This window comes from Cellulomonas chitinilytica (assembly GCF_016862675.1).
GTDB classification, from domain to species: domain Bacteria; phylum Actinomycetota; class Actinomycetes; order Actinomycetales; family Cellulomonadaceae; genus Cellulomonas; species Cellulomonas chitinilytica.
Genome location: NZ_BONK01000002.1, coordinates 157938 through 180652, shown reverse-complemented (window position 1 = coordinate 180652; position 22715 = coordinate 157938). Strand labels below are relative to the sequence as shown.

Sequence of the window (22715 nt, the reverse complement as noted above, 5' to 3'; positions counted from 1 at the left end):
CGTGCTGCGCAGCGAGCGGAGCATCCGGGTGCGGCGCAGGCTCGCGCGGGTCACGCACGTCGCCGCCGGCCCGTACCGCCTCGTCGCGAGCACGGCCCTCGGCGTGGTGGTCCTCGCCGTCCTCGGCGCCGTCATGGGTCCGCAGTGGGACCCGGTCCCCTTGGAGGACCCGCTGCCCGTGACGTCGTCGTCGACGGCGATCGGCCACGCGCCGGCGCTGAAGAAGTACGAGGTGCGGACCTCGGTCGTCGACGTCCAGCTCGACGGCGCGACCATCCAGGCGCAGATCAGCGAGCCCGTCGGTCTCGACGCCCCGGCCCCCGGGGTCGTGTTCGTGCACGGCGCCGGCACGGGGGAGTACAAGATCGCGTTCCTCGCGCAGGCGCGCGCGCTCGCCGAGTCGGGCATCGTCGCGATGGTGCCGAACAAGCGGCTCGACACCTACACGACCCGGCACCGCGACTACGTGCAGATGGCGCACGACTACGACGCGTCCGTCGCCGTGCTGCGGCAGCACGAGGGCGTCGACCCCGACCGCGTCGGCGTGTACGCCGAGAGCGAGGGCGGCTGGATCGCGCCCGTCATGGCGACCGTCGACCCGCGGATCGGGTTCGTCGTGCTGGTGTCGTCGCCCGTGGTGCCGCCGCGCGAGCAGGCGGCGTTCGCGGTCGACTCCTACCTGCGCAACACCGGCGTGCCTCAGGAGGTGTTCCGGGCCATCCCGCGCGCCGTCGGGATGTCGCTGCCGGGCGGCGGGTTCGAGTACGCGGACTTCGACGTCACGCCGTACCAGCGCCGGCTCACGCAGCCGGTCCTCATGGTCTACGGGACGGGCGACGCGTCCATGCCGGTGCTGCAGGGCGCCGAGCAGCTCATCGGGGACGCCGCCGTGAACGGCGACACCGACGTGACGGTGCGCTACTACGAGGGCGCCAACCACGGCATCCGGGTCGACGGCGTCGTCTCCGCCACGTTCCTGCGCGACCTGTCGGGCTGGGTGCTCGGCCTGCCCGCCACGGCCGACGCGTCCCCCCGGGTCGCGGGGGCGACGCCCGAGCAGACGTACGTCGCCGCGCCCGTGCCGGAGCCCCGGTGGCTCGGCGACGGGGACATCGTGGTCGGCACCGTGCTCGGGTCCGTCGCGCTCCTCGTGCTCGGACCGCTCCTCGTGCTGCTCGCCCGCGGAGCGGAGCTCGCGGGGCTCGGCCGGCGGCGACCGGCCGACCAACGCCCGCGGTTCGCGCCCGGTGTGCCGTGGCGGCTGACCGGGCTGGGTGCAGGTGCGCTCGCCACCGTCGTCGGCCTCGCGTGGTACCTCGTGTCCATCGCGCGGCTCGCGCTCGACTACGAGCGCAACGACTGGATCGTGCGGGGCGGCTGGGTCGCCGTCCGGCTGCTCGGAGTCGCGGCGGTCGTCGCCGCGGTGCTCCTGATGCAGCGCGTGCACGAGCTGCACGTGGCGGAACGGGTCGCTGCCGGCGGCGTCGTCCGCAAGCTGGCGTTCGGCGCGGTCGCCGCCGGGTCGACGGTCCTGCTCGTCGTGCTCGCCTACTGGGGGGTGTTCCAGCTCGGTATCTGACCCCGCGTATCTCACGCAGGGGGTCCTCGCACCTCCCGCGTGACGGTCATGTGCCCACGAAACGGGCGCTGGTGTGACCTGGGTGCTCAGGTAGGGCACGATGTGCGCCGATGCTTTCCACGGGCCCCCGACGGCGGGGTCGCCGGTGGCGAGTGATGAGGGGGGTCGCGTGCGCACGTCGTGGGGTTCCGCGACCGATCGCGGGCTCGTGCGGGAGGTCAACGAGGACGCGCTCCTCGCCTACCCGCCTGTCTTCCTCGTCGCGGACGGGATGGGCGGTCACGACGCGGGCGACCTCGCCAGCCGGATCGCCGTCGAGGAGTTCGCGCAGCTGGCCGGGCAGGCCGCGGCGACGGCGGACGACGTGCACGCGTGCTTCACGCGGACGGCCGCTCGGATCCGTGGCGAGTTCACCGGCGGACGCCAGGGCGGCACCACCGTCGCCGGCGTGGCCGTGACCGAGCACGACGGCGGTGCGTACTGGCTCGTGTTCAACGTCGGTGACTCGCGCGTGTACCGCTGGTCGGACGGTGCGCTCGAGCAGGTCAGCGTCGACCACTCCGTCGTGCAGGAGCTGCTCGACCTGGGGGAGATCGACGAGGCCGGCGCGGCGCAGCACCCCGAACGGCACGTGCTCACGCGCGCGCTCGGCACCGGCGACGCGCCCGAGCCCGACTACTGGCTGCTGCCCGCCGGGCTGGACGACCGGCTCCTCATCTGCACGGACGGCCTCACCCGCGAGGTGCAGGACGAGGACCTCGCCGCCGTGCTGGCCGCGACCGAGGACGCCCAGGCCGCCGCCGCCGCCCTCGTGGGGCTCGCGCTCGACCGGGGGGCCCGCGACAACGTGAGCGTCGTCGTGGTCGACGTGGCGACCTCGGCCGGCGCGCACGACGACGTGCACATCACCGTGCCCCGGCCCGGCGCCGAGCTCGGCGTGCACCAGTGGGACGAGATGCTGAACGGGGCCACGGTGCCCCGGCCGGCACGACCGCGCGGACCGGTGTTCCCCGTGACGACCCCGACCCCCGCCCGGGGGATCGACCGACTGCGCAGGGACGAGCCGGCACCGCCGCCGCCCGACGACACCCGTGACGAGAGCACGACCCCCGAGGAGACCCGGCCATGACCGTTCCCGAGTACACCACCGGCGACCGGACCGCCGTCGTCCGTCCGGGGTTCGTGGCGCTCGTCGGGCCCGGCGTCGACGACGACGCGGTCCGTGCCCTGTGGGACGCGGCCGGCGACGGCGTCGTGGGCGCGCTCGCCGTGCTCGCCCGCGACGGCCTGACGGGCCTGCCCCCCTTCGCGCTCGTGGCGGTCACGGGCCGGCGCGTGCACGTCGCGCTGCGTGGTGACGTCGAGGTGGTGCTCACCGGTGCGTCCGACCAGGTGCTGCACGCCGGCGACGTCAGCACGTGGAGCGAGCGGACCGTCGACGGCGTCGCCGAGGTCAGCGTGCGCGTCTCCGGGGCCGACGCCGAGGGCTCGGCGCTGCCGGTCACCGACGGCGTCGTGCGGGCGGCCGAGGTGTGGGTCGCGCTGTCGGACGCCGACGTGGCGCCCGTCGCGGAGGCGGCACCGGTCGTCGAGCGTCCTCGCGCGGACCTGCCTGCCGCCCCGGCCGTGATCGACGTGCCGGTGGTGGACGTGCCGGTGATCGAGGTGCCCGTGGTCGAGGTCCCGGTGGTCGAGGCGCCTGCGGCGGACGACGTCGTCGAGCCCGTGCAGGACGCCGTCGACGACGTGCCCGTCGCCGACGAGGCGAGCGCCGACGAGCCCTTGGCGGCCGAGGCGGTCCGGGACGTCGAGCCGGAGCTCGAGGCGGAGGTCGAGCCGGAGCTCGAGGCGGAGCTCGAGCCGGAGCTCGAGCCGGACGTCGCCGACGTCCCGGCGAACGTCTGGTCCGACGAGGCCGACGACCGTGACCCGCTCGCCACCCCCGGTGACGAGCTGCTCGACGGACCCGGGGCCGCGGACCTGGCCGAGGTCGTGGCTGCCGCGGAGGCGTTCCTCTCGGGCCCCCGCCACGCCGCCCCGCACCGCCTGATCGACGTCCCGGACGCCCTGGACGTCCCGCGTGCCGCCGAACCGGCCGTCCAGCCCGCCGCCGAGCCGGCCCTGGGCGCCGCCTCGGCCGACGACCACGACGGCCTGACGATCCTGTCGAGCGACCTCGCGGCGATCCGCGACCAGCTCCCGTCATGGGCGTCCGACGAGGTCCCCGGCCCGTTCCAGACACCGGCCGCGGTCGAGCCGGCGCGCATCGTGCTGTCCACGGGTCTCGTCGTGACGCTCGACCGTGCGGTGCTGCTCGGGCGCGCCCCGCAGGTGGCCCGGGTGACGAACCGGGAGCTGCCGCGCCTGGTGACGGTGCCCAGCCCGCAGCAGGACATCTCCCGCACCCACGCGGAGGTCCGCGCCGAGGGGGACCACGTGCTGGTCACGGACCTGGACTCCACGAACGGCGTGCACGTGTCGCGGCCGGGTGAGGGCGCCCGTCGGCTGCACCCGGGCGAGGCGAGCGTCGTGGGCGCCGGCGAGGTCGTCGACCTCGGCGACGGCGTGACGTTCACGGTGGAGCGGGGTTCGTGACCGCACGCCGCGAAGCCTCGACGCCGCCCCGTCTCCCGGGGTACGAGTACGTGCGCGTGCTCGGACTCGGGGGCTTCGCGGACGTCTTCCTGTACGAGCAGGAGCTCCCGCGCCGCGAGGTCGCGGTGAAGGTGCTCCTGGCGGGCAGCCTCGACGACGACGTGCGCACCCGTTTCCAGACCGAGGCCAACCTGATGGCCCGGCTCTCGCACCACCCGTCGATCGTCACGATCCACCAGGCGGACATCGCGGCGGACGGACGCCCGTACCTCGTCATGGAGTACTGCTCCCGGCCGGGCCTGGCGGAGCGGTACCGCCAGGAGCGGCTGTCGGTCGCCGAGTCGCTGCGCATCGGCGTCCGGCTGTCCGCGGCCATCGAGACGGCGCACCGGGCCGGGATCCTGCACCGCGACATCAAGCCCGCCAACGTCCTGACCACCGACTTCGGGTGGCCCGCGCTCACCGACTTCGGGATCGCCGCGACCACCGGCCCGGGCGTCGGCGCGACCGTCGGCATGTCGATCCCGTGGTCACCGCCGGAGCTGCTCGGCGAGCACCCCACGGGCGACGAGCGCTCGGACGTCTACTCGCTCGCCGCGACGATCTACTCGCTCCTCGCGGGCCGCACCCCGTTCGAGGTCCCGGGGGGTCAGAACGGCGCCCAGCAGCTCGTGGCGCGCATCGAGCGCAGCCCGCTGCCGCCCACCGGACGCGACGACGTGCCGTTCGACCTGCAGGCGCTCCTCGAGCGGGCGATGTCGAAGCACCCCGCCCGACGGCACCCGTCGGCGGCTGCCGTGGGGCGCGCGCTCCAGCAGATCGAGATCGACCTGCGGCTGCCGGTCACGCCCCTGGACCTGCTCGACGACCTCGACGACACTGCGCCGCCGCCGCTGCCCGGACCGGGCACCGGGTCGGGACCGGAGCGCGACGACGCCACCCGGCTCCGGTCCATCGTGACGGTCCGGCCGGCGGTGCCCGCTCCTCCCGTCGCCCCCGCGGCCACGTCGTCGGCCGACGACGACGCGACCCGGCTGCGTCCCGTCGTGACCGTCGCCCCGACGACGGACCCCCGGTCGGGGGCCGCCGTGCACGTGGGCGTCCCGGCCGGCGAGGACGTGGCCCTCGTCGTCGACCCGGGCGACCCGCGGCGTGCGCGCGGTGCACGTCGGACGCGCGTCCTCGTCGGTGCGGTGTCCGCGCTCGTCGTCGCCGGGGCCGCCGTCGCGATCGCGCTCACCGCGTCGGACGACACCCCGGGGTCGTCGACCCCGCCCGGCGCGACCCAGGACTTCACCGACGGCACGCAGGACGACGTCGCAGCCGCGCCGGTCCCGTCACCGCACTCGCTCGCGGGCGTGCGCCAGGCCGACGGCTCGGTCGTGTTCACCTGGGAGAACCCGGCGCCGCAGGACGGCGACCACTACCTGTGGGGCGTCCTGGCGGCGACAGGTGAGCCCACGTTCGAGATCGTCGACGTGCCGACCGTGACCGTGCCGGCGGCGTCGGCGACGGGTGAGGTGTGCATCGAGGTGTCGATCGTCCGGTCGAACCGGCAGGCGTCGGCGACGCCCGCGCAGGGGTGCGCGCCATGAGCTGGCGCGCGCTCAGGTCGCGCTCCACGAAGACGGCCGCAGTCGTCACCGTGCCGGTGGTCGTCGCGGTCCTCGCCCTGGTGCACCCGGGGTTCCCGCTCGCGCGGCTCGACCTCAACGACGGCGCGGTCTGGCTGACCGCGACGAGCCAGCTCAAGGTCGGGCGGTTCAACGTTCCCGTCGAGGAGCTCAACGCGGGCCTGGTGACCGAGGGCGGCGACTCGTTCGACGTCCTGCAGGACGAGGGCGACGTGCTCCTCGTCGAGCGGGACACCGTCTCGGTGGTCGACCCCGCGAGCGTCGCGCTGACGACGCCGGTCCCCGCGGCCGGGACGGTCGTCTCGATGGCGGCCGGCACGGTGTCGTTCGTCGACGGCGCGGGCGACGCCTGGGTGCGGACCGTGGCACAGCTCGGCGGGCTGCAGGTGGCCCAGGACCGGCCCGACCTCGCGCTCGGCGACGGCGGGGCCGTCGTCGTCGCGCGATCCGGTGCCGCGCTCGGCGTCGCCCCCGAGGACGGCGCCGTCACGCGCGTCGACGTGTCCTCGGGCGACGCGCAGCTCGAGGAGCTCGGGTCGCTCGGCGCGGGTGACGTCGACCAGCTGACCGCCGTCGGCGACGAGCCGGTCGTCCTGTCGGGCAGCACGCTGCGCACCCTGCACGGCAGCGTCGAGCTCACGGGTGACGGCCTCACGCTGCAGCAGGCGGGCCCGGAGGCGTCGAGCGTGCTCGTCGCGAGCCGGACCGCGCTCCTCGAGGTCCCGCTGGACGGCGGGCGCGTCGTCGAGCACCAGACAGGCGGCGACGGCGCGCCCGCCGCGCCGGTCCGGGTGGGGCGGTGCGCGCACGGTGCGTGGGCCTCGTCGACGGGGTCGTACGTCGAGCTGTGCGAGGGCAAGAAGCCCCGGCTGGACGACCTCGAGGACATGTCGTCGACGGACGTGCTGAAGTTCCGGGTGAACCGGCAGATGGTCGTGCTCAACGACACGCTGCGCGGCCGGCTCTGGATGCCGACCCAGGACACCGACCTGCGGGTGCCGAACTGGCAGGACATCCAGCCGCAGGAGGAGCCGGAGGAGTCGGACGAGCAGTCGGACAGCCCCGACACGACGCAGGAGCTGGTCACCGAGTGCACCGACCAGTCCGCCCCGCCCACCGCGGCCGACGACGAGTTCGGGGTGCGCCCCGGGCGCACCACGATCCTGCCGGTCATCGACAACGACTCGTCGTCCGACTGCGGCATCCTCGCGATCTCCCAGTTCGACCCGCTGCCCCCGGAGTTCGGGCACCTGGAGTCCATCTACGGGGGCCGTGCGCTGCAGGTCGTCGTCGCGTCCGACGCGACGGGCAGCGCCGACCTGACGTACACGATCACCGACGGACGGGGCACGAGCGCGCCGTCGACCGCCCACGTGCACCTCACGGTCCGCGGCGACGGCGAGCAGGGTCCGCCCGTCCAGCTCCGCACCGGGTCCGTCGAGGTGGAGCAGGGTGGTCAGGCGGAGCACGACGCGCTCGCCGACTTCACCGACCCCGACGGCGACGACCTGCTGCTCGTGGGCGCCACCGCCGACGCGGAGGCGGGCTCGGTGCAGTTCCGCCAGGACGGTGCGGTGACGTTCAAGGCGGACGGCACGAAGCTGGGCAGGACGCGGGTGACGCTGCAGGTCTCGGACGGGACGTCGGTGGTGGAGGGCACGCTCGACGTCGACGTCCGTGCCGCCGGCTCGCTGTCACCGCAGATCGACCCCGTGCACGCCGTGACGTACGTCAACCAGCCGGTCACGGTCAATCCGCTCGCCGCGGTGCGGAGCACCGGCCGTGAGCCGGCGCGGCTGGCGAGCGTGGACGAGGTGGCGGGCGCGACGACGGTCGCGGACCTCAACGCCGGCACCTTCACGTTCCAGGCGGCGCGGCCCGGCCCGTACTACGTGCCGTTCGTGATCGCCGCGGGGCCGCAGCAGGCCACGGGGCTCGCCCGCGTCGACGTGCGCGAGTGGCCCGAGCAGGCGGAGCCGCCCGTCGCGGTGCGCGACCTCGCGCTGCTGCCCGCCGGCGGCGAGGTGACGGTCGACCCGCTCGACAACGACAGCGACCCGGCCGGCAAGGTCCTCGTCCTGCTGTCGATCGACGGCGGGGACAGCGCCGGCCTGAAGGTCGCGATCCTCGACCACCACCTCGTGCAGATCCGCGCCCAGCGCACCCTCGAGGGGCCCGTCGCGCTGCGGTACGTGGTGTCGAACGGCGCCGCCGAGGCGATCGGCGAGATCGTCGTCCACCCCGTGCCGCCGACCGCGACCTCGCAGCCCCCCGTCGTCAAGGACATCGAGGTCAGCGTCCGCACGGGCGGCGTCGTGACGATCCCGGCGCTCGAGTCGGCGTACGACCCCGACGGCGACCACCTCACGCTCGAGCGTGAGCTCGCCGAGCCTCTCGGGCCCGGGGAGGGCCTGCTGTTCGTCTCGGGCGACGTGCTGCGGTACCAGGCGCCGGACGCGCCGCTGACCGCGCACGCGACGTTCTCCGTGCGGGACTCGACCGGCAACAAGACCGCGGCCCAGGTCACCGTCCGGGTGCACGCGTCCGACGCGGCGACCAAGTCGCCCCCGCGTCCCCGTGACCTGGTCGAGCGCGTCTTCGCCGGGGACACCGTCCGCATCGACGTGCCCCTCGTCGGCATCGACCCCGACGGTGACGGCGTGACCCTGCTCGGTGTCGCGCAGGCCCCCGTGCACGGTCGCGTGACGACCGTCGGCGCCGACTACCTGCTGTACGAGTCGATCCCCGGCGAGTCCGGGACGGACACGTTCACGTACGCCGTCGAGGACTGGGCGGGGCAGCGCGCCGTCGCGACGATCCGGGTCGGCATCGCGAAGCGGCCGACCGGTGCGGCGAGCGTCGTCGCACGCGACGACGCCGTCACCGTGACGCCCGGCCAGACGGTCGAGGTCCGGGTGCTCGCGAACGACGTCGACTCCAGCGGCGACGAGCTCGAGCTCGCGCCGGACCTGGAGATGCCGGAGGGCACCGACGCGAAGGTCGACAGCCGCCGGATCATCGTGCACGCCCCCGACGAGGCGACGGTCATCCAGATCGCGTACACCGCGCAGAACTCCCGCGGCGGGCGCGACTCGGCCGTCCTCACGATCACCGTGACGGACGACGCCCCCGTGCAGCCGCCGATCGCGCGCGACGTCGTCGTCCCGGCGACGGACACGATCGGCCGGTCGGACGTCTCGGTCGACGTGCTGGCGGTGGCGCAGAACCCGAGCGGCCCGCTGAGCGACCTCGCGGTTTCGGTGCCCAGGTCGGTCGCGGACGTCGCGCAGGTCACGCCCGACGGGCACGTCCTGGTCACGCTCGTCGACCACACCCAGACGCTGCCGTACCTGCTGACGAACACGACGGCACCGGACGCCACGTCGGCGTCGTCGTACGCGTTCATCACCGTGCCTGCGCTCGGGTTCTTCCGGCCGACGGTCCGCCCCAACGCCCCCGAGCTGCGGGTCGCGTCGGGCGAGAAGCTCGTCATCCCGCTCGACGAGCAGGTCAAGGTCGCACCGGGCAAGAAGGCGTCGGTGAAGGACCCCGTCGGGGTCACCGCGACGAAGTCGGACGGCACGAACCTCGTCGCCGACAGCCACACGCTGCAGTTCACGTCGGCGCCCGGCTACGCCGGGCCCGCGTCGATCTCGCTCGAGGTCACCGACGCCGCGGGCGCCGGCGACACGAGCGCCAACTCGTCGTTCATCACGCTGCCGATCGAGGTCTACGCCGTCGACGACCACCCGCCGACGTTCACCCCGTCGACGATCGACGTCGCCCCCGGTGAGGCCCCGATCTCCGTGGACCTGCGGTCGTTCACCACGGGCCCCGAGGGGCAGACGTCCGACGACGCCCGGTACACGTACCAGATCGCGTCCGCCATCCCCGACGGCTTCGTCGTCGAGCTCGACAAGAGCGTGCTCAAGGTGTCGGCGGACGTGCACACCCCCAAGGGCCGCACCGACGAGGTCGATCTCCGCATCGGCTACGGCCGCACCGGCTCGCTCGACGCCGCCGTCTCCCTGCGGGTCATCGCGAGCACGCGTGCGGTCGCCCGCGTCGAGCCGCAGGAGCAGGTCGGCGTCGAGGGCCGTGAGACGACGTTCGACGTGCTCGGGCACGCCTGGAACCCGTTCCCGGAGCCGCTCACGCTGCTCGGTGCCACGGTCGAGACGCCCGGTGCGGGCACCGCGTCGACCGCGGGCGGCTCGGTGAGCGTGCGCCCGGCCGTCGGCTTCATCGGCCGGATGGTGACCCGCGTCCGGGTCCGGGACGTCACCGGTGACCCGGACCGTGAGGTCGAGGCCCGGGTGACGGTCGTGGTCCGCGGCCGACCTGCGCAGCCGACGTCGCCCAAGGTGCTCGAGGTGCGGGACCGGACGGTCGTGCTGCAGTGGGACGCGCCCGACAACCGCGGGGCCGAGATCACCGGCTACCGGGTCGTCGCGAGCCCGGGCGGGATCACCCGTCAGTGCGCGAGCACCACCTGCACGATCGACAACCTCACGAACGACGTCGAGTACACGTTCACGGTGGCGGCGCAGAACGCCGTCGACCTGTCGGACCCGAGCAGCCCGTCGGCCCCCGCGCGTCCCGACGCCGTGCCCGACGCGCCGACCGCGCCGACGCTCGAGTTCGGGGACCGGTCGATCACCGCCACGTGGCCGGAGCCCACGTCGCCCGGGTCGCCCGTGACCAGCTACACGGTCGAGATCTCACCGCTGCCGTTGACCGGCGGGGGCTCGACGACCGTCTCGACGCCGCGCGCCACCTTCACGGGCCTGCGCAACGGCACGGCGTACACGGTCCGGGTCCGGGCGCACAACAAGGCACCCGACCCGAGCTCGTGGAGCCCGTTCTCGCAGCCGATGTCCCCGGCGGCCGTCCCGGACGCGCCGGCGGTGACGGCGACGAGGAGCACCACGGGCTGGTTCGGCGACGCCCGCATCGACGTGTCCTGGACGCCGCCGGCCAACAACGGCGACGCCGTCCAGGGGTACGAGCTCACGGTCGACGGCGGTGCCCCGGTCGCGCTCGGCGCGGACGTCACCACGTACGCGATCGCCCCTGCCCAGCGCGGCCACCAGTACCAGGTCGTGGTCCGCGCCCGGAACAAGGCCGGCTGGTCCGCGCCTGGCTCGGCGACCGGTGAGACCGTCAGCGCGCCGACCGCGCCGCAGTCCGTGACGCTGGCCGTCCCGGCGGGCGACACCCCCGCCTGGGGTCAGGGCCGGGTCGACCTGACGTGGCAGGCACCGGCGGAGACGGGCGGCGCGGGGATCACGATCGCGCGCTACGTCGTCACCGGTCCCGGGTACAGCACCCAGGTCCCGGGGACGACCCGGTCGGTGCGGATCGAGGGCCTGGCCGCGGGCACCAGCGGCCCGTTCACCGTCACCGCGGTCAGCTCGCGCGACGACATGGCGGGCGACCCGGCCACGTCCGGGAGCGTGCTGGTCCAGACCGCACCGCAGAAGCCTCAGGCGTCCGCCACCTCCGCCGGGGTGGACCAGGTGAACCTCACGTTCACGGACGGCGCCGACGGCGCGTCGCCGATCACGGCCCGCGAGTACTGGGTCAACGGGACGGTCACGACGACCCAGCCGGACTCGCCGTACACGTCGACGTCGAGGGTCAACGCCCGCTTCCGCGTCCAGAACAAGCTCGGCTGGAGCGACTGGTCGGACACCGCGTCCGCCCAGCCGGGACAGCCGACGACGCCCGGTGCGCCCACGATCAGCGTGGCGACGGGCTCCCCGGCCGGCACGGTGACGTTCTCGTGGGCGGCACCGACCAACAACGGCGGTCGCGCGGTCAACGGCTACGACTGGGAGGTCGTGTCGGTCGCCGACGGCAGCACGCTCAAGGACGGGCACACCAACGCCACCCCGTCGCCGATCACGGTCGACAAGCTCAAGGCGGGCGACGTGCTGATCCGGGTCACCGCCAGCAACCCCGTCGGCAGCGGACCTCCCGCCGAGGTCCGCGCCACCGTCGCATGACCAGCCCGACCACCCCCGCACCAAGGAGAAACCCCACCATGACCCCCGAGCAGAGCACGTGGTTCGCGGAGACCTTCGACGCGCTCGTCTCGAACGTCGGGCAGGCGCTGCTCGGCAAGGAGCGCACCGTCCGCCTCGCCCTCACGGCGATGGTCGCGGAAGGCCACCTGCTGCTGGAGGACGCCCCCGGGACCGGCAAGACGTCGCTCGCGAAGGCGCTCGCCGCGACCGTCCAGGGCACGCAGCACCGGATCCAGTTCACGCCGGACCTGCTGCCGTCGGACGTCACGGGCGTGACGATCTACGACCAGGGGACGCACCGGTTCGACTTCCACCCCGGGCCGATCTTCGCGTCGGTGGTGCTGGCGGACGAGATCAACCGGGCGTCGCCGAAGACGCAGGCCGCGCTCCTCGAGGTCATGGAGGAGGGCAACGTCACGGTCGACGGCGTGACGCACCCGGTCGGCCGCCCGTTCATGGTGATCGCGACCCAGAACCCGATCGAGCAGGCCGGCACGTACCGGCTGCCGGAGGCGCAGCTCGACCGGTTCCTCATCAAGACGTCGCTCGGCTACCCGGACCGTGCGTCGGCCGTGGAGATCCTCGGTGGCGCGAAGGACCGCACGACGAACCTGCAGCCGCGCATCACCACGCAGGCCGTCGGCACGATGGCCGACATCGCGCTCACGGTGCACGTCGACGCGACCGTGCTCGACTACGTCGCCCGCCTCACGGAGGCGACGCGTGACGACGCGCAGACGGCGCTCGGCGCGAGCGTGCGCGGCGGTCTCGCGCTCGTGCGGTGCGCGAAGGTGTGGGCGGCGTCGCAGGGTCGCGACTACGTCATCCCGGACGACGTGAAGGACCTGGCGCAGCCCGTGCTCGCGCACCGGCTGGTGCTGGACACCGAGGCGGAGTTCTCGGGCGTGAAGGCCGCGGACGTGCTCGAGCGGATCCTCGAGCACACCGCGCCGCCGGTGCTGCGGGCGGCGGTCTGAGCGTGAGCCTGCGTATCTCCCCGCTCGGCTGGGGCGTGGCCGCGGTCGCCGTGGTCGCGCTCGTGCTGGGCCGTCGGTTCGGCTGGCTGGAGGCGGCCGCGCTGGGGTCCGCCCTGGTCGCGGTCGTCGTCGTGGCGCTCCTGCTGACGGCCGGCCGCAGCCGCTACCAGGTGCGCCTCGACATGGCGGACCGGCGGGTGCGGATCGGGGAGCGTGCGGTCGGTCGTGTCGAGGTGCGCAACGTCGGGCGGCGCCGGTCGCTCCCGTCGCGCATCGAGCTGCCGGTGGGCGCGGCGGTCGCGGACCTCGGTGTCCCGGGGCTCGCGGCGGGCGCGACGCACGACGAGCTCTTCGCGATCCCGACGTCGCGGCGTGCCGTGGTCGTGGTGGGCCCCGTGCGCTCGGTGCGGGGCGACCCGTTCGGGCTGGCCCGCCGCAGCGTGCTGTGGACGCAGCCCGTCGACCTGTACGTGCACCCGCTGCTCGTGTCGCTCGCGGGGGCGAGCGCGGGCCTCCTGCGGGACCTCGAGGGCCAGTCCACCCGGGACCTGTCGGACTCCGACCTGTCGTTCCACGCCCTGCGCGACTACGTCGCGGGCGACGACCGCCGCTACATCCACTGGAGGACGACCGCCCGGCGCGGCAGCCTCATGGTGAAGCAGTTCGAGGACACCCGGCGCACGCAGACGGCGCTGGTCCTGGCGACCGACCCGCGGGACTACGCGGACGACGACGAGTTCGAGCTCGCGGTGTCCGTCGTGGCGTCGGTGGGTGTGCAGACGATCCGTGAGGAGCGTGACCTCGCGGTGCTCGCCGGTCCGGGTGCGCTGCGGGTGCAGACCCCCGCGCTGCTGCTCGACGACTGCTCGGGCCTCGAGCTCGCCCCGAGCGGGGCGGGCGCCGCGCTGCTCGGCCGTCGGGTGGCGCGCGAGGCGCCGGACGCGTCCGTCGCGATGCTCGTGAGCGGCTCGGTCCCGGCCGAGTCCGACCTGCGCCTGGGCGCACGGCACGTGGCGACGGGGACGCGGACCGTCGTGGTCCGGTGCGAGCGGGGTGCGGACGTGTCCGTGCGGACCCAGGGGTCCCTGAGCCTCGCGACGATCGGCACGCTCGACGACCTGCCGCGGCTGATGCGCCGGGTGGTCGCATGACCGTCACTGCCCGTGTGCCCGCCCGCGCCTCCACCTCCGGCGGGCCGCGCACGCCCGTCCAGTCGCTCGTCGACGTGCTGTGCCTCGTCGGCTGCCTGGCCCTCGTCCTGACGCCTCTGCTCGCCGTGTACGGCGGGACGTCGGCGCTGCCGGCGGTCGCGGGCGGGCTCCTGCTCGGGACGGCCGTCGCCGTGGCCTCGGCGGTGTGGCGCTGGTCGGCGGTCACGACCGTGGCCGCCGTGATCGCCTGCTACGCGCTCGTGGGCGGCCCGCTCGCGGCGCCGACGACGATGAACGGCGTGCTGCCGACCCGCGCGACGCTGTCGGCGCTGGTCAACGGTCCGGCGGCGGCGTGGAAGCAGCTGCTGACGCTCCAGCCCCCGGTCGGCACGACGGGCTCGCTGCTGGTCGCCGCCCTGCTACTGGCGCTCGTCGGGTCGGTGACCGCGATGGCGCTGACCCTGCGCGTGGGTCGGGGGACCGCGGCGACGACGGCGGCGCTCGTGCCGCCCGCCGTGATGGTCGCGGTGATCGTGCTCGGCACCCGGAACCCGACGGTGCCGCCCGTGCTGACCGGCACGGTGCTCGCGCTCGTGCTGCTCCCGTGGGCGGTGGCCCGGTCGGGGGCGTTCCGGGTCCGTCGGGTCGTCGCCTCGGCGCTGCTGCTGACGGTGGCCGGCGTGGCGGGCGTCGCGGCCGCCCCCGCCGTCGTCGGGCAGACGCCCCGGCTCGTGGTGCGCGACGAGATCGTGCCGCCGTTCGACCCCCGGGACTACCCGAGCCCGCTCGCGGCGTTCCGCGAGTTCGTCAAGAAGGACGAGGACACGACGCTGTTCACGGTCGAGGGCCTGCCGGCTGGTGCCCGGGTCCGCCTGGCGACCATGGACCGGTACGACGGCGTCGTCTGGAACGTCGCCGGCAGCGGCAGCGCCGAGGCGTCGGGCGAGTTCCGCCGGGTCGGTGACGACCTCGAGCCGTCGGTGCGCGGCGACGAGGCGCACGTGGAGTTCACGGTCGAGGGTCTCGACGGCGTGTGGCTGCCGACGGTGGGCCAGGCCCGGTCGATCCGGGTCGACGACCTGGATGCCGCCGCGGGGCTGCGGTACAACGACGCGACCGGGGGAGCGGTCCTCACGGGCGGCGTGCACAAGGGCCTGACCTACAGCGCCGACGTGGTGGTCCCGCGGACGCCCGACGACGACGAGATCGGTCGGGCGCCGGCGGACACCCTCCCGCAGCCTGCCGTGGTCGGTGCGCCCGACGCCGTGGCGGTCACCGCGACCGACGTCGCGCGCGACGCGGGCAGCCCCGTCGGGATCGCGCGCTCCCTCACGGACTGGCTCTCGCAGGAGGGGTACTTCAGCCACGGCAACATCGAGGCGGGGGACTTCCCGTCGCTGTCCGGGCACGGTGCGGACCGGATCACGTCGCTGCTCGCCGGTGACGTCATGGTCGGCGACGGCGAGCAGTACGCGGCCGCGCTGGCGCTGCTCGCCCGCGAGATGAAACTTCCTGCCCGCGTGGTGCTGGGCTTCGTGCCCGAGGCGTCCGGCACGGACGGCCCGGTCGAGGTGCACGGCGAGGACGTGCAGGCGTGGGTCGAGATCGCGTTCGCGGGGCAGGGATGGGTGCCGTTCGACCCGACGCCGCCGCGCACGCAGACCCCGCAGGAGGACGTCGAGCAGAAGCCGACCCAGCCGGACCCGCAGGTCGTGCAGCCGCCACCGGCACCCCCCGCGGTGGTGAACCCGCCCGACGAGGACACCGAGCAGCCGAACAACGACACCGACGACGACCAGCGCGGGTCGGACGCGGCGTGGCGCAAGGTCGCCGAGGTGGCGGGCGTCGCCTCCGTCCCGCTGCTGGTGCTCGCGTCCCCGTTCCTGGTGGTGGGCGCGCTGAAGGCCCGGCGCCGGCGTCGTCGTCGCCGGGAGCCCGACTCGGTCGTCCGGGTCGCGGGCGGCTGGGACGAGGTGGTCGACGCCGCCCGGGACCTGCGCCGGCCGTGCCCGCCGACCGCGACGCGGCTGGAGTCCGCGCACGTGCTCGCGTCGTCGTTCGCGGACGCCCCCGAGGAGCATGCGGCGACGGTGCAGGCGACGGTGCGCGACCTGGCCCGCTCCGCGGACCACGCCGTCTTCGGCGCCGGCACCCCGGACGACACGGCCGCGGCGGCCTACTGGACGCAGGTCGAGGCCGCCGTGCAGGCGATGCGCAGCGGTGTCGGATGGCGTCGCCGCTGGCGTTCCCGCGTCTCGACGGCGTCGCTGCGTCACCGCCGCCGCCAGCGTCGTGACACCCGACGTGGCCGCGGGCCCGCCGGTGGCCCGGCTCCGGCCGCCGACCGGCCCAGGCCGCGCGGCGGCCGAGGCACCTCGTCATGACCCCGACCACGCCACCCGACGGAGCCCCAGTGCAGCACCACCTCCCCGCCACGCCGGCCGACGACGCCGCCCTGGCCACGCTGGGCCGCCGCGCCGCCGCCTACCTCGTGGACCAGGCCCTCGTGCTCCTGCTCGGCGGGTGGGTCGTCGCGCGGGCGTGGCTGAGCTGGGCCGTGAGCCTGCGGGCCCCCGCCGACGGGTCCGGCGTGACGGTCGTCGAGCCGTCGGGTCCGGCCGTGCTCGTTGGCGCGCTGCTCGTCGTGGTGGTCCTGGTCGTGCAGTGGATGACGCTCGCGCGTCGTGGCTGGACGGTCGGCCGGCTCCTCACGGGTCTGCGGACGCTCGACGTGGAGTCCCGCCGGCCGATCGGCGCCTCGCGGGTGCTCGGCCGTGGCCTGGTCCTGGTGGCGGGGTCGCTCGCGTGCGGCGTCGGCCAGCTGTTGGTCCTCGTGTCGCCGCTGTTCGACCGCACGGGGCGACGGCGCGGCTGGCTCGACCTCGCGGCGCGCGACGAGGTGCTGGACGTGCGCGGGGGCGGCGTCGCGGAGCGCGCGGCGGCCCTCGCCGTCCCCGTGAGCACGACGTGGCCCCCGGACGGGAACGAGCACGTGGAGCCCCGGACGACCACGGCGTCCGTCCCGGCGTGGGCGGGCCAGGCCGCGGGCGGGACGGCGCAGCTGGACGCGTGGCTGGACGAGGGCGCGCAGCCGTCGCTCGTCCTCGCCCCGCTCGCCCCGCGGCGCAGCGGCCCGGACCTCGACACGCGTGCCGTCCCGATCGTCCGGCAGGTCGCCGAGCCCGTCGGCCTGGACCCCGACGTGGAGGTGACGCGTCGGGCCGCACCGCGTGGTGACGTGGTCGCGCAGCCGTCCGTGGGTGGTGCGCTGCCGCCCGCGAGCGCGGAGGTCGAGCTGAGCGACGGGCGGCTGCTCACGATCGAGCGGACTGCCCTGGTGGGCCGCAACCCGGCCTCCGACGTGGACGTCCAGCTGGTCCGTGTCGTCGACCCGGGCCGCTCGGTGTCGAAGACGCACCTGCAGATCGGGGTGGAGCCCGGCGGGGTGTGGATCGCCGACCGCGGGTCCACGAACGGCACGGTCGTGACCTTGCCGGACGGGGGTCAGGTGGTGTGCGGGGTGGACCAGCAGGTGCGTCTGCGCGTCGGTTCGACGGTGACGTTCGGGGACTGCTCGTTGCGCCTGGTCCGGGCCCCGGGACTGCCCGGTTTGTCCTAGGCTCGACGTCATGGCTGGCAGGCGCCCGGCTGCGAGGATGCAGCAGATCGAGGTCGACGACCCCGATCTCGAGGTCGACGCCAGGCACCACCCGCACGACAACGGACGGCCCGTCCACGAGCGCGCCGGCGAGCGGGACCCCGGCGGCGACGCGTCGGGCGCTGCACCGGTCCGTCGTGGTGCCGGCCGGTGGCTCCGCCGGTGGTGGTGGCTGGCGGCGGTGGTCGTCCTGGCCGTGGCCGTCACGTCGCTCGTCAGCGCGGCCCGTGACCGGGCCTACGTGGCGCGGATCGGTGCCGTGCCCGGCCTGGTGCGGCCGCTCGACGGCGCTCCCTCGGAGGCCTGGCGCGCGGGTGCGGTCCCCGCGGTCGGCGGGATCGTGGCCTCGGGCGACACGCTCGTGCTGGTCAGCGAGACGCCGCAGGGCTGGGTCGCCACGTCGCACGACGCGGCGTCCGGTGCGGTCCGGTGGACGGTGACGCTCGGACCGCCGCAGCGCGCGGGGTTCGAGAGCAGCGCGGCGTGGTGCGCGTCGGACGGGGGCGACGTCGGGCCGACGCTCCTGTGCTTGGTGACCCGTCCCGGGGTCCTCTACTCGCGTGCCGCGGTCGGGGAGACTCCCGTGCGGGCACGGGTGGTGGCGCTGTCGGCGTCGGACGGGCACCGGCTCGGCGGGTGGGACGTCCCCGAGGGCACGGTGGACGCGTCCCGGGTCGCCGACGACGTCGTCCTGGGCTGGGTCGACGAGGGCCGGTTCGTGGTGGAGCGGCGCCGTGGGGTGACCGGTGAGGTCGTGTGGTCCTACCGGAGCCCGAGCCTGCTGCCGAACGCCGGGTCCGGCACGGTCCCGACTGTCCGGTCCGACGGCGACGTGGTGGTCGTCGACGACTCGTCGACGGTGGTGCTCGACGGTGCTGACGGCGACGTCCTGCTGGCCGGCCCGCGGTTCCGCGGGCTCCAGGTCTCCTCCGTCGGGGACCACTTCGCGACCTGGGCCTCGGTGGGCGGCGGGCACATGTACGACCGCGACGGCGAGGTCCTGTACGACGTGCCGGGGCTGCCCGTGCAGCCGACCGTCGACGACGGGAGCACCGGCGACGTCGTGGTGCTCGACGACGGGAAGTCGTTGTCCGCGATCGACGCGGAGTCGGGCGAGCGGCGGTGGACCGCGGACCAGGCGCTGGACGTGCGGACGATCGTCGCGCACCGGCTGCTCGTCTCCGGTCTGACCCACTACGGGGTCGTGGACGCCGCCGACGGGCAGGAGCTGTGGTCGTTCGACGTGGGGCAGCAGGTCCCGTGGTGGCCGATCTCGGACGGCAGCCTCGTGATCGGCCCGGCGATCGACGACGCCGGCACTCCGATGCTGGTCGGGCTGGGCGTGCAGGACGGCACCCGGTTCTGGTCGGTGTCCTTGCCGTCGCACGTGCAGCGTGTCGTCGGGGTCGGGGGCAGCCTGGTGGTCGAGACCGCGAACGAGACCGTCGTCCTGCACTGAGCCGGAGCGGGGCGGCGCCCTGCGGCGCGCGGTCTACCGTGGGTGCATGAGGCCCGCGAGCCTCGGGGCGCCGATGCAGTCCGTCGTGGTCGACGAGGTCGAGGCCGACGGTACGGCGGACCTGCGCCCGGCGCCGGCGCGGTGGCAGGACGAGGGGCGGCGGCTCGGCGGCTGGGCGGTGCGGCGTCCTTTCCTCGCGGCGGCGGCGGTGGCCGCGCTCGTGGGCCTGGTCGTGGCGTTCGGCCTGGCGGCGCCGGCGATCGTCACGGCGCAGGAGCGTCGGCACGTGCTGGCGGCCACGGCGTTCCCCGGTGCGGTCCACGTGCTCGACGCGGGTCCCGCCGTGCGGTGGTCGGCGTCGTACGACGAGAGCGTGCCGCCGCTGCTCGTCGGCGACACGATCGTCGTCGTCGACGGGCCCGACCTGCAGCACCGAGCGCTCGTCGGCCTGGACGTCGTGACGGGCGCCCGCCGCTGGTCCGTCCCGCTCGGGGCCGAGCCGTCGCCGACGCAGGTGCGGTGCCAGGAGCTCGCCGGCCACCTGGTGTGCCTGGCCGGTGAGGGGCCGCCGCCGGACCAGCGTGCGCTCGCGCCGGGTGAGCGGCCGCCCGAGCCGGCACCTGCGGTGCTGCTCGTGGTGGACGCGCGCACGGGCGACGTGCTCGCGTCCCACCGCGTCGAGGGTCGGGTCGTCGCGGCGGCCATGACCGGCGGGGACGTCGTCGTCGCGACGTACTGGTGGGGCGCGTTCGCGGTGCGCCGGATCGACCCGCTGACCGCGCAGGTCCGTTGGGAGCGGCTCGACGGTGCCGCGGTGACGGTGCCCGCCGTCGGTGACGTGACGCTGCGGGCGGGGGGCGGTCTGGTCGTCGCGACCGTGAGCGGCGCGACGCTCGTGCTGCGGGCAGCCACGGGGGAACGGGTGCGGCCCGCGCAGCGGACGGCCGGGACGGACGAGACGCGCATGCTGGCGGACGGGACGCTCGTGCGGACCCGGTACCGGCTGGAGGCGGTCGGGGTCGACGTGATGTCGGACCTGTCGACCGGTGAGGGCGAGCCGTGGCTCACCGCGAGGGGGGTCCCGGTGGAGCCCGAGGTCGACGACGACGCGTCGGGTCTCGTCTTCACCTCGGGTGCGCTCGCGGGCGGGCCTCTCGTCGGACGGGTGAGCGCGTACCGGCCGGGGCGCTCGGAGCCGGTGTGGCGCGCGTTCGCACCGGCGCGGGAGATCGCCGCCGTCGTGGGCGACCGGGTCGTGCTGCGGGTCGCGGGGGCGCTCGTGGGTGTCGACTCGCGCAACGGCGTGCAGATGTGGCGTCGCACGTTCGGCCTGGGTCTGGGCCGGGCGTTCACGGACGGCCGGCACCTCGTCCTGGAACGGACGACGCCGGAGGAGGGGGCGACGCTGATGGCGCTCGACCTCGAGACGGGGCGGGTGGACTGGACGTCGCCGCTGCCGGACGGGACGAGCCGGGTGATCCAGCTCGGCGGGCACCTGTACGCCGCCGGCGACGGCGACCTCGTCGCGTTGCGGTGACGACCGGTGCGGGGCGGGCTGTCTTGCGGCGCGGACCGGCTTGCGGACCTGCGCGCTCGCAGGGGTATGGTGACGACGTGCTCCGGATCACCCTCCTTCTTCGCTGCCGCGACGAGGCCCTCTAGGCCGCATCCTCGTCGCGGAGTTCCGTGCGCCGGCTGAGCCCGCCGAAACCGCAACGAAGGACGAGAACCCGATGAGCTACCTCGAGACGAGCCCCCAGCGGCCGTCGACGATGCCGATCCACAAGTACCGCCCGTTCCACGAGCAGATCCGTGTCGACCTGCCGGACCGCCGGTGGCCGGACGCGAAGGTGACGAAGGCCCCGCGCTGGTGCGCGGTCGACCTGCGGGACGGCAACCAGGCCCTGATCGAGCCGATGAACCCGGCGCGCAAGCTCGAGATGTTCGAGCTGCTGGTGCAGATGGGGTTCAAGGAGATCGAGGTCGGCTTCCCGTCGGCGTCGCAGACCGACTTCGACTTCGTCCGGATGCTCATCGAGGAGAACCGGATCCCGGACGACGTCGTCATCCAGGTGCTGACCCAGTGCCGTGAGCACCTGATCGAGCGCACGTACGAGGCGATCGCCGGTGCCAAGCAGGCCATCGTGCACCTGTACAACTCGACGTCCACGCTGCAGCGGGAGGTCGTGTTCCGGTCCGACGAGGACGGCATCGTCGACATCGCGGTGTCGGGGGCGCGGTTCTGCAAGAAGTACGAGGAGCTCGTCCCGGACACCGAGGTGTTCTACGAGTACAGCCCCGAGTCGTACACGGGCACGGAGCTGGAGTTCGCGCTGCGGATCTGCAACGCGGTGCTCGACGAGCTGGGCCCGACGTCGGACAAGAAGGTCATCATCAACCTCCCGGCGACGGTGGAGATGGCGACCCCGAACGTGTACGCCGACTCGATCGAGTGGATGAGCCGCAACCTGCGCCACCGCGAGAACGTGGTGCTCTCGCTGCACCCTCACAACGACCGGGGCACCGGCGTGGCGGCCGCGGAGCTGGGCTACCTGGCCGGCGCGGACCGCATCGAGGGCTGCCTGTTCGGCAACGGCGAGCGGACCGGCAACGTGTGCCTGGTGACGCTGGGGCTCAACCTGTTCAGCCAGGGCATCGACCCGGAGCTCGACTTCTCGGACATCGACCACATCCGCCGGACCGTCGAGCGCTGCAACCAGCTGCCGGTGGCCGAGCGGCACCCCTACGGCGGCGACCTCGTCTTCACCGCGTTCTCGGGCTCGCACCAGGACGCGATCAAGAAGGGCCTGACGGCCATGGAGGCGAACGCGGCCCGGCAGCACAAGGCGGTCGACGACCTGGTGTGGGCCGTGCCGTACCTGCCGATCGACCCGAAGGACGTCGGCCGCTCGTACGAGGCGATCATCCGGGTCAACTCGCAGTCCGGGAAGGGCGGCATCAGCTACCTGATGAAGTCCGAGAAGGACCTGGACCTGCCGCGCCGGCTGCAGATCGAGTTCTCCCAGGTGGTGCAGCGGCACACCGACGAGCACGGCTCGGAGGTCACCGCGGACGACCTGTGGCGCATCTTCAACGACGAGTACCTTCCCGTCGAGCCGGGCGGTCCGCTGGACCCGTGGGGGCGGTTCAAGCTGCGCGCCACGCGGGCGACGAGCGTCGAGGAGGGGCCGGACACGCTCGGCGTGGATCTGCTCGACCGCGGCGTGCCGCGCACCCTCGAGGGGTCGGGCAACGGCCCGGTGGCGGCGTTCGTCGACGCGGTCAAGCAGGTCGGTGTCGACATCGCCGTCCTCGACTACGCCGAGCACGCCCTCTCGTCGGGCGGTGACGCGACGGCCGCCGCGTACGTGGAGTGCGCGATCGGCGACCAGATCCTGTGGGGGGTCGGCATCGACCCGTCCATCACGACGGCCTCGCTGAAGGCCATCATCTCGGCCGTCAACCGGCACGAGCGCTGAGTCCACCGACGTCTGCCGGCGGGGACCCGTCGGCACGCCGGTCCTGATCGTCCGTCCGCACCGCCCACCACCGCGGCGCGACGGATGCGGCAGGCCGGCCGTCGGCGACCCCGGCGACCGTCCTGACCGTGCGAGCCCCGCGCCGCCGGCACCC

The 22715-nt window shown here is 74.6% G+C and carries 12 protein-coding genes; all 12 read left to right on the top strand.

Annotation, left to right across the window (positions count from 1 at the left end; all coding sequences use genetic code 11):
• Position 1 precedes the first annotated feature (1 nt).
• The 12 genes from Cch01nite_RS03370 (at position 2) to leuA (ending at position 22561) form a co-directional block, all read left to right on the top strand.
• Complete coding sequence (locus Cch01nite_RS03370) at positions 2–1579, top strand: alpha/beta hydrolase family protein (protein WP_308439194.1); 1578 nt, start codon at positions 2–4, stop codon at positions 1577–1579.
• A 169-nt stretch (positions 1580–1748) separates the two neighbouring features.
• The gene (locus Cch01nite_RS03365; RefSeq protein ID WP_203748565.1) at positions 1749–2708 is read left to right on the top strand and encodes a PP2C family protein-serine/threonine phosphatase; all 960 of its coding nucleotides are present in this window, start codon (positions 1749–1751) and stop codon (positions 2706–2708) included.
• Positions 2705–4174, top strand: a complete 1470-nt coding sequence (locus Cch01nite_RS03360; RefSeq protein WP_203748563.1) for an FHA domain-containing protein — start codon at positions 2705–2707, stop codon at positions 4172–4174. Before Cch01nite_RS03365 ends, Cch01nite_RS03360 begins: the two co-directional genes overlap by 4 nt.
• Positions 4171–5769, top strand: a complete 1599-nt coding sequence (locus Cch01nite_RS03355) for a serine/threonine-protein kinase (protein WP_203748561.1) — start codon at positions 4171–4173, stop codon at positions 5767–5769. Before Cch01nite_RS03360 ends, Cch01nite_RS03355 begins: the two co-directional genes overlap by 4 nt.
• Positions 5766–11816 carry an Ig-like domain-containing protein gene (locus tag Cch01nite_RS03350; RefSeq protein WP_203748559.1) on the top strand — a complete coding sequence of 2017 codons (6051 nt, stop codon included), beginning with the start codon at positions 5766–5768 and terminating at the stop codon, positions 11814–11816. The genes Cch01nite_RS03355 and Cch01nite_RS03350 overlap by 4 nt, the downstream gene beginning before the upstream one ends.
• 38 nt (positions 11817–11854) lie before the next feature.
• Entirely contained in the window at positions 11855–12814 is a 960-nt protein-coding gene (locus Cch01nite_RS03345; protein ID WP_203748557.1) for an AAA family ATPase, read from the top strand.
• A gap of 2 nt (positions 12815–12816) precedes the next feature.
• Entirely contained in the window at positions 12817–13965 is a 1149-nt protein-coding gene (locus Cch01nite_RS03340; RefSeq protein ID WP_239069833.1) for a DUF58 domain-containing protein, read from the top strand.
• Entirely contained in the window at positions 13962–16349 is a 2388-nt protein-coding gene (locus Cch01nite_RS03335) for a transglutaminase TgpA family protein (protein WP_203748555.1), read from the top strand. Before Cch01nite_RS03340 ends, Cch01nite_RS03335 begins: the two co-directional genes overlap by 4 nt.
• Before the next feature lie 29 nt (positions 16350–16378).
• On the top strand, positions 16379–17584 hold the full coding sequence (locus Cch01nite_RS03330; protein WP_203748553.1) for an RDD family protein: 1206 nt from the start codon (positions 16379–16381) through the stop codon (positions 17582–17584).
• A gap of 10 nt (positions 17585–17594) precedes the next feature.
• A complete protein-coding gene (locus tag Cch01nite_RS03325; RefSeq protein ID WP_203748551.1) occupies positions 17595–19082 on the top strand; it encodes a PQQ-binding-like beta-propeller repeat protein in 1488 nt (495 codons plus the stop codon).
• A gap of 46 nt (positions 19083–19128) precedes the next feature.
• Positions 19129–20619: an outer membrane protein assembly factor BamB family protein gene (locus Cch01nite_RS03320; protein WP_203748548.1), complete on the top strand. Its 1491-nt coding sequence runs from the start codon at positions 19129–19131 to the stop codon at positions 20617–20619.
• Between the two features lie 196 nt (positions 20620–20815).
• Positions 20816–22561 (top strand): 2-isopropylmalate synthase, encoded by a 1746-nt coding sequence (gene leuA / locus Cch01nite_RS03315; protein ID WP_203748545.1) that lies wholly within the window; start codon positions 20816–20818, stop codon positions 22559–22561.
• Positions 22562–22715: the final 154 nt, after the last annotated feature.

Coding starts and splice junctions, on each gene's coding strand:
- Cch01nite_RS03360 (WP_203748563.1), top strand. CDS start 2,705: ATGACCGTTCCCGAGTACACCACCGGCGACCGGACCGCCGTCGTCCGT.
- Cch01nite_RS03345 (WP_203748557.1), top strand. CDS start 11,855: ATGACCCCCGAGCAGAGCACGTGGTTCGCGGAGACCTTCGACGCGCTC.
- Cch01nite_RS03350 (WP_203748559.1), top strand. CDS start 5,766: ATGAGCTGGCGCGCGCTCAGGTCGCGCTCCACGAAGACGGCCGCAGTC.
- Cch01nite_RS03325 (WP_203748551.1), top strand. CDS start 17,595: ATGGCTGGCAGGCGCCCGGCTGCGAGGATGCAGCAGATCGAGGTCGAC.
- Cch01nite_RS03335 (WP_203748555.1), top strand. CDS start 13,962: ATGACCGTCACTGCCCGTGTGCCCGCCCGCGCCTCCACCTCCGGCGGG.
- Cch01nite_RS03320 (WP_203748548.1), top strand. CDS start 19,129: ATGAGGCCCGCGAGCCTCGGGGCGCCGATGCAGTCCGTCGTGGTCGAC.
- leuA (WP_203748545.1), top strand. CDS start 20,816: ATGAGCTACCTCGAGACGAGCCCCCAGCGGCCGTCGACGATGCCGATC.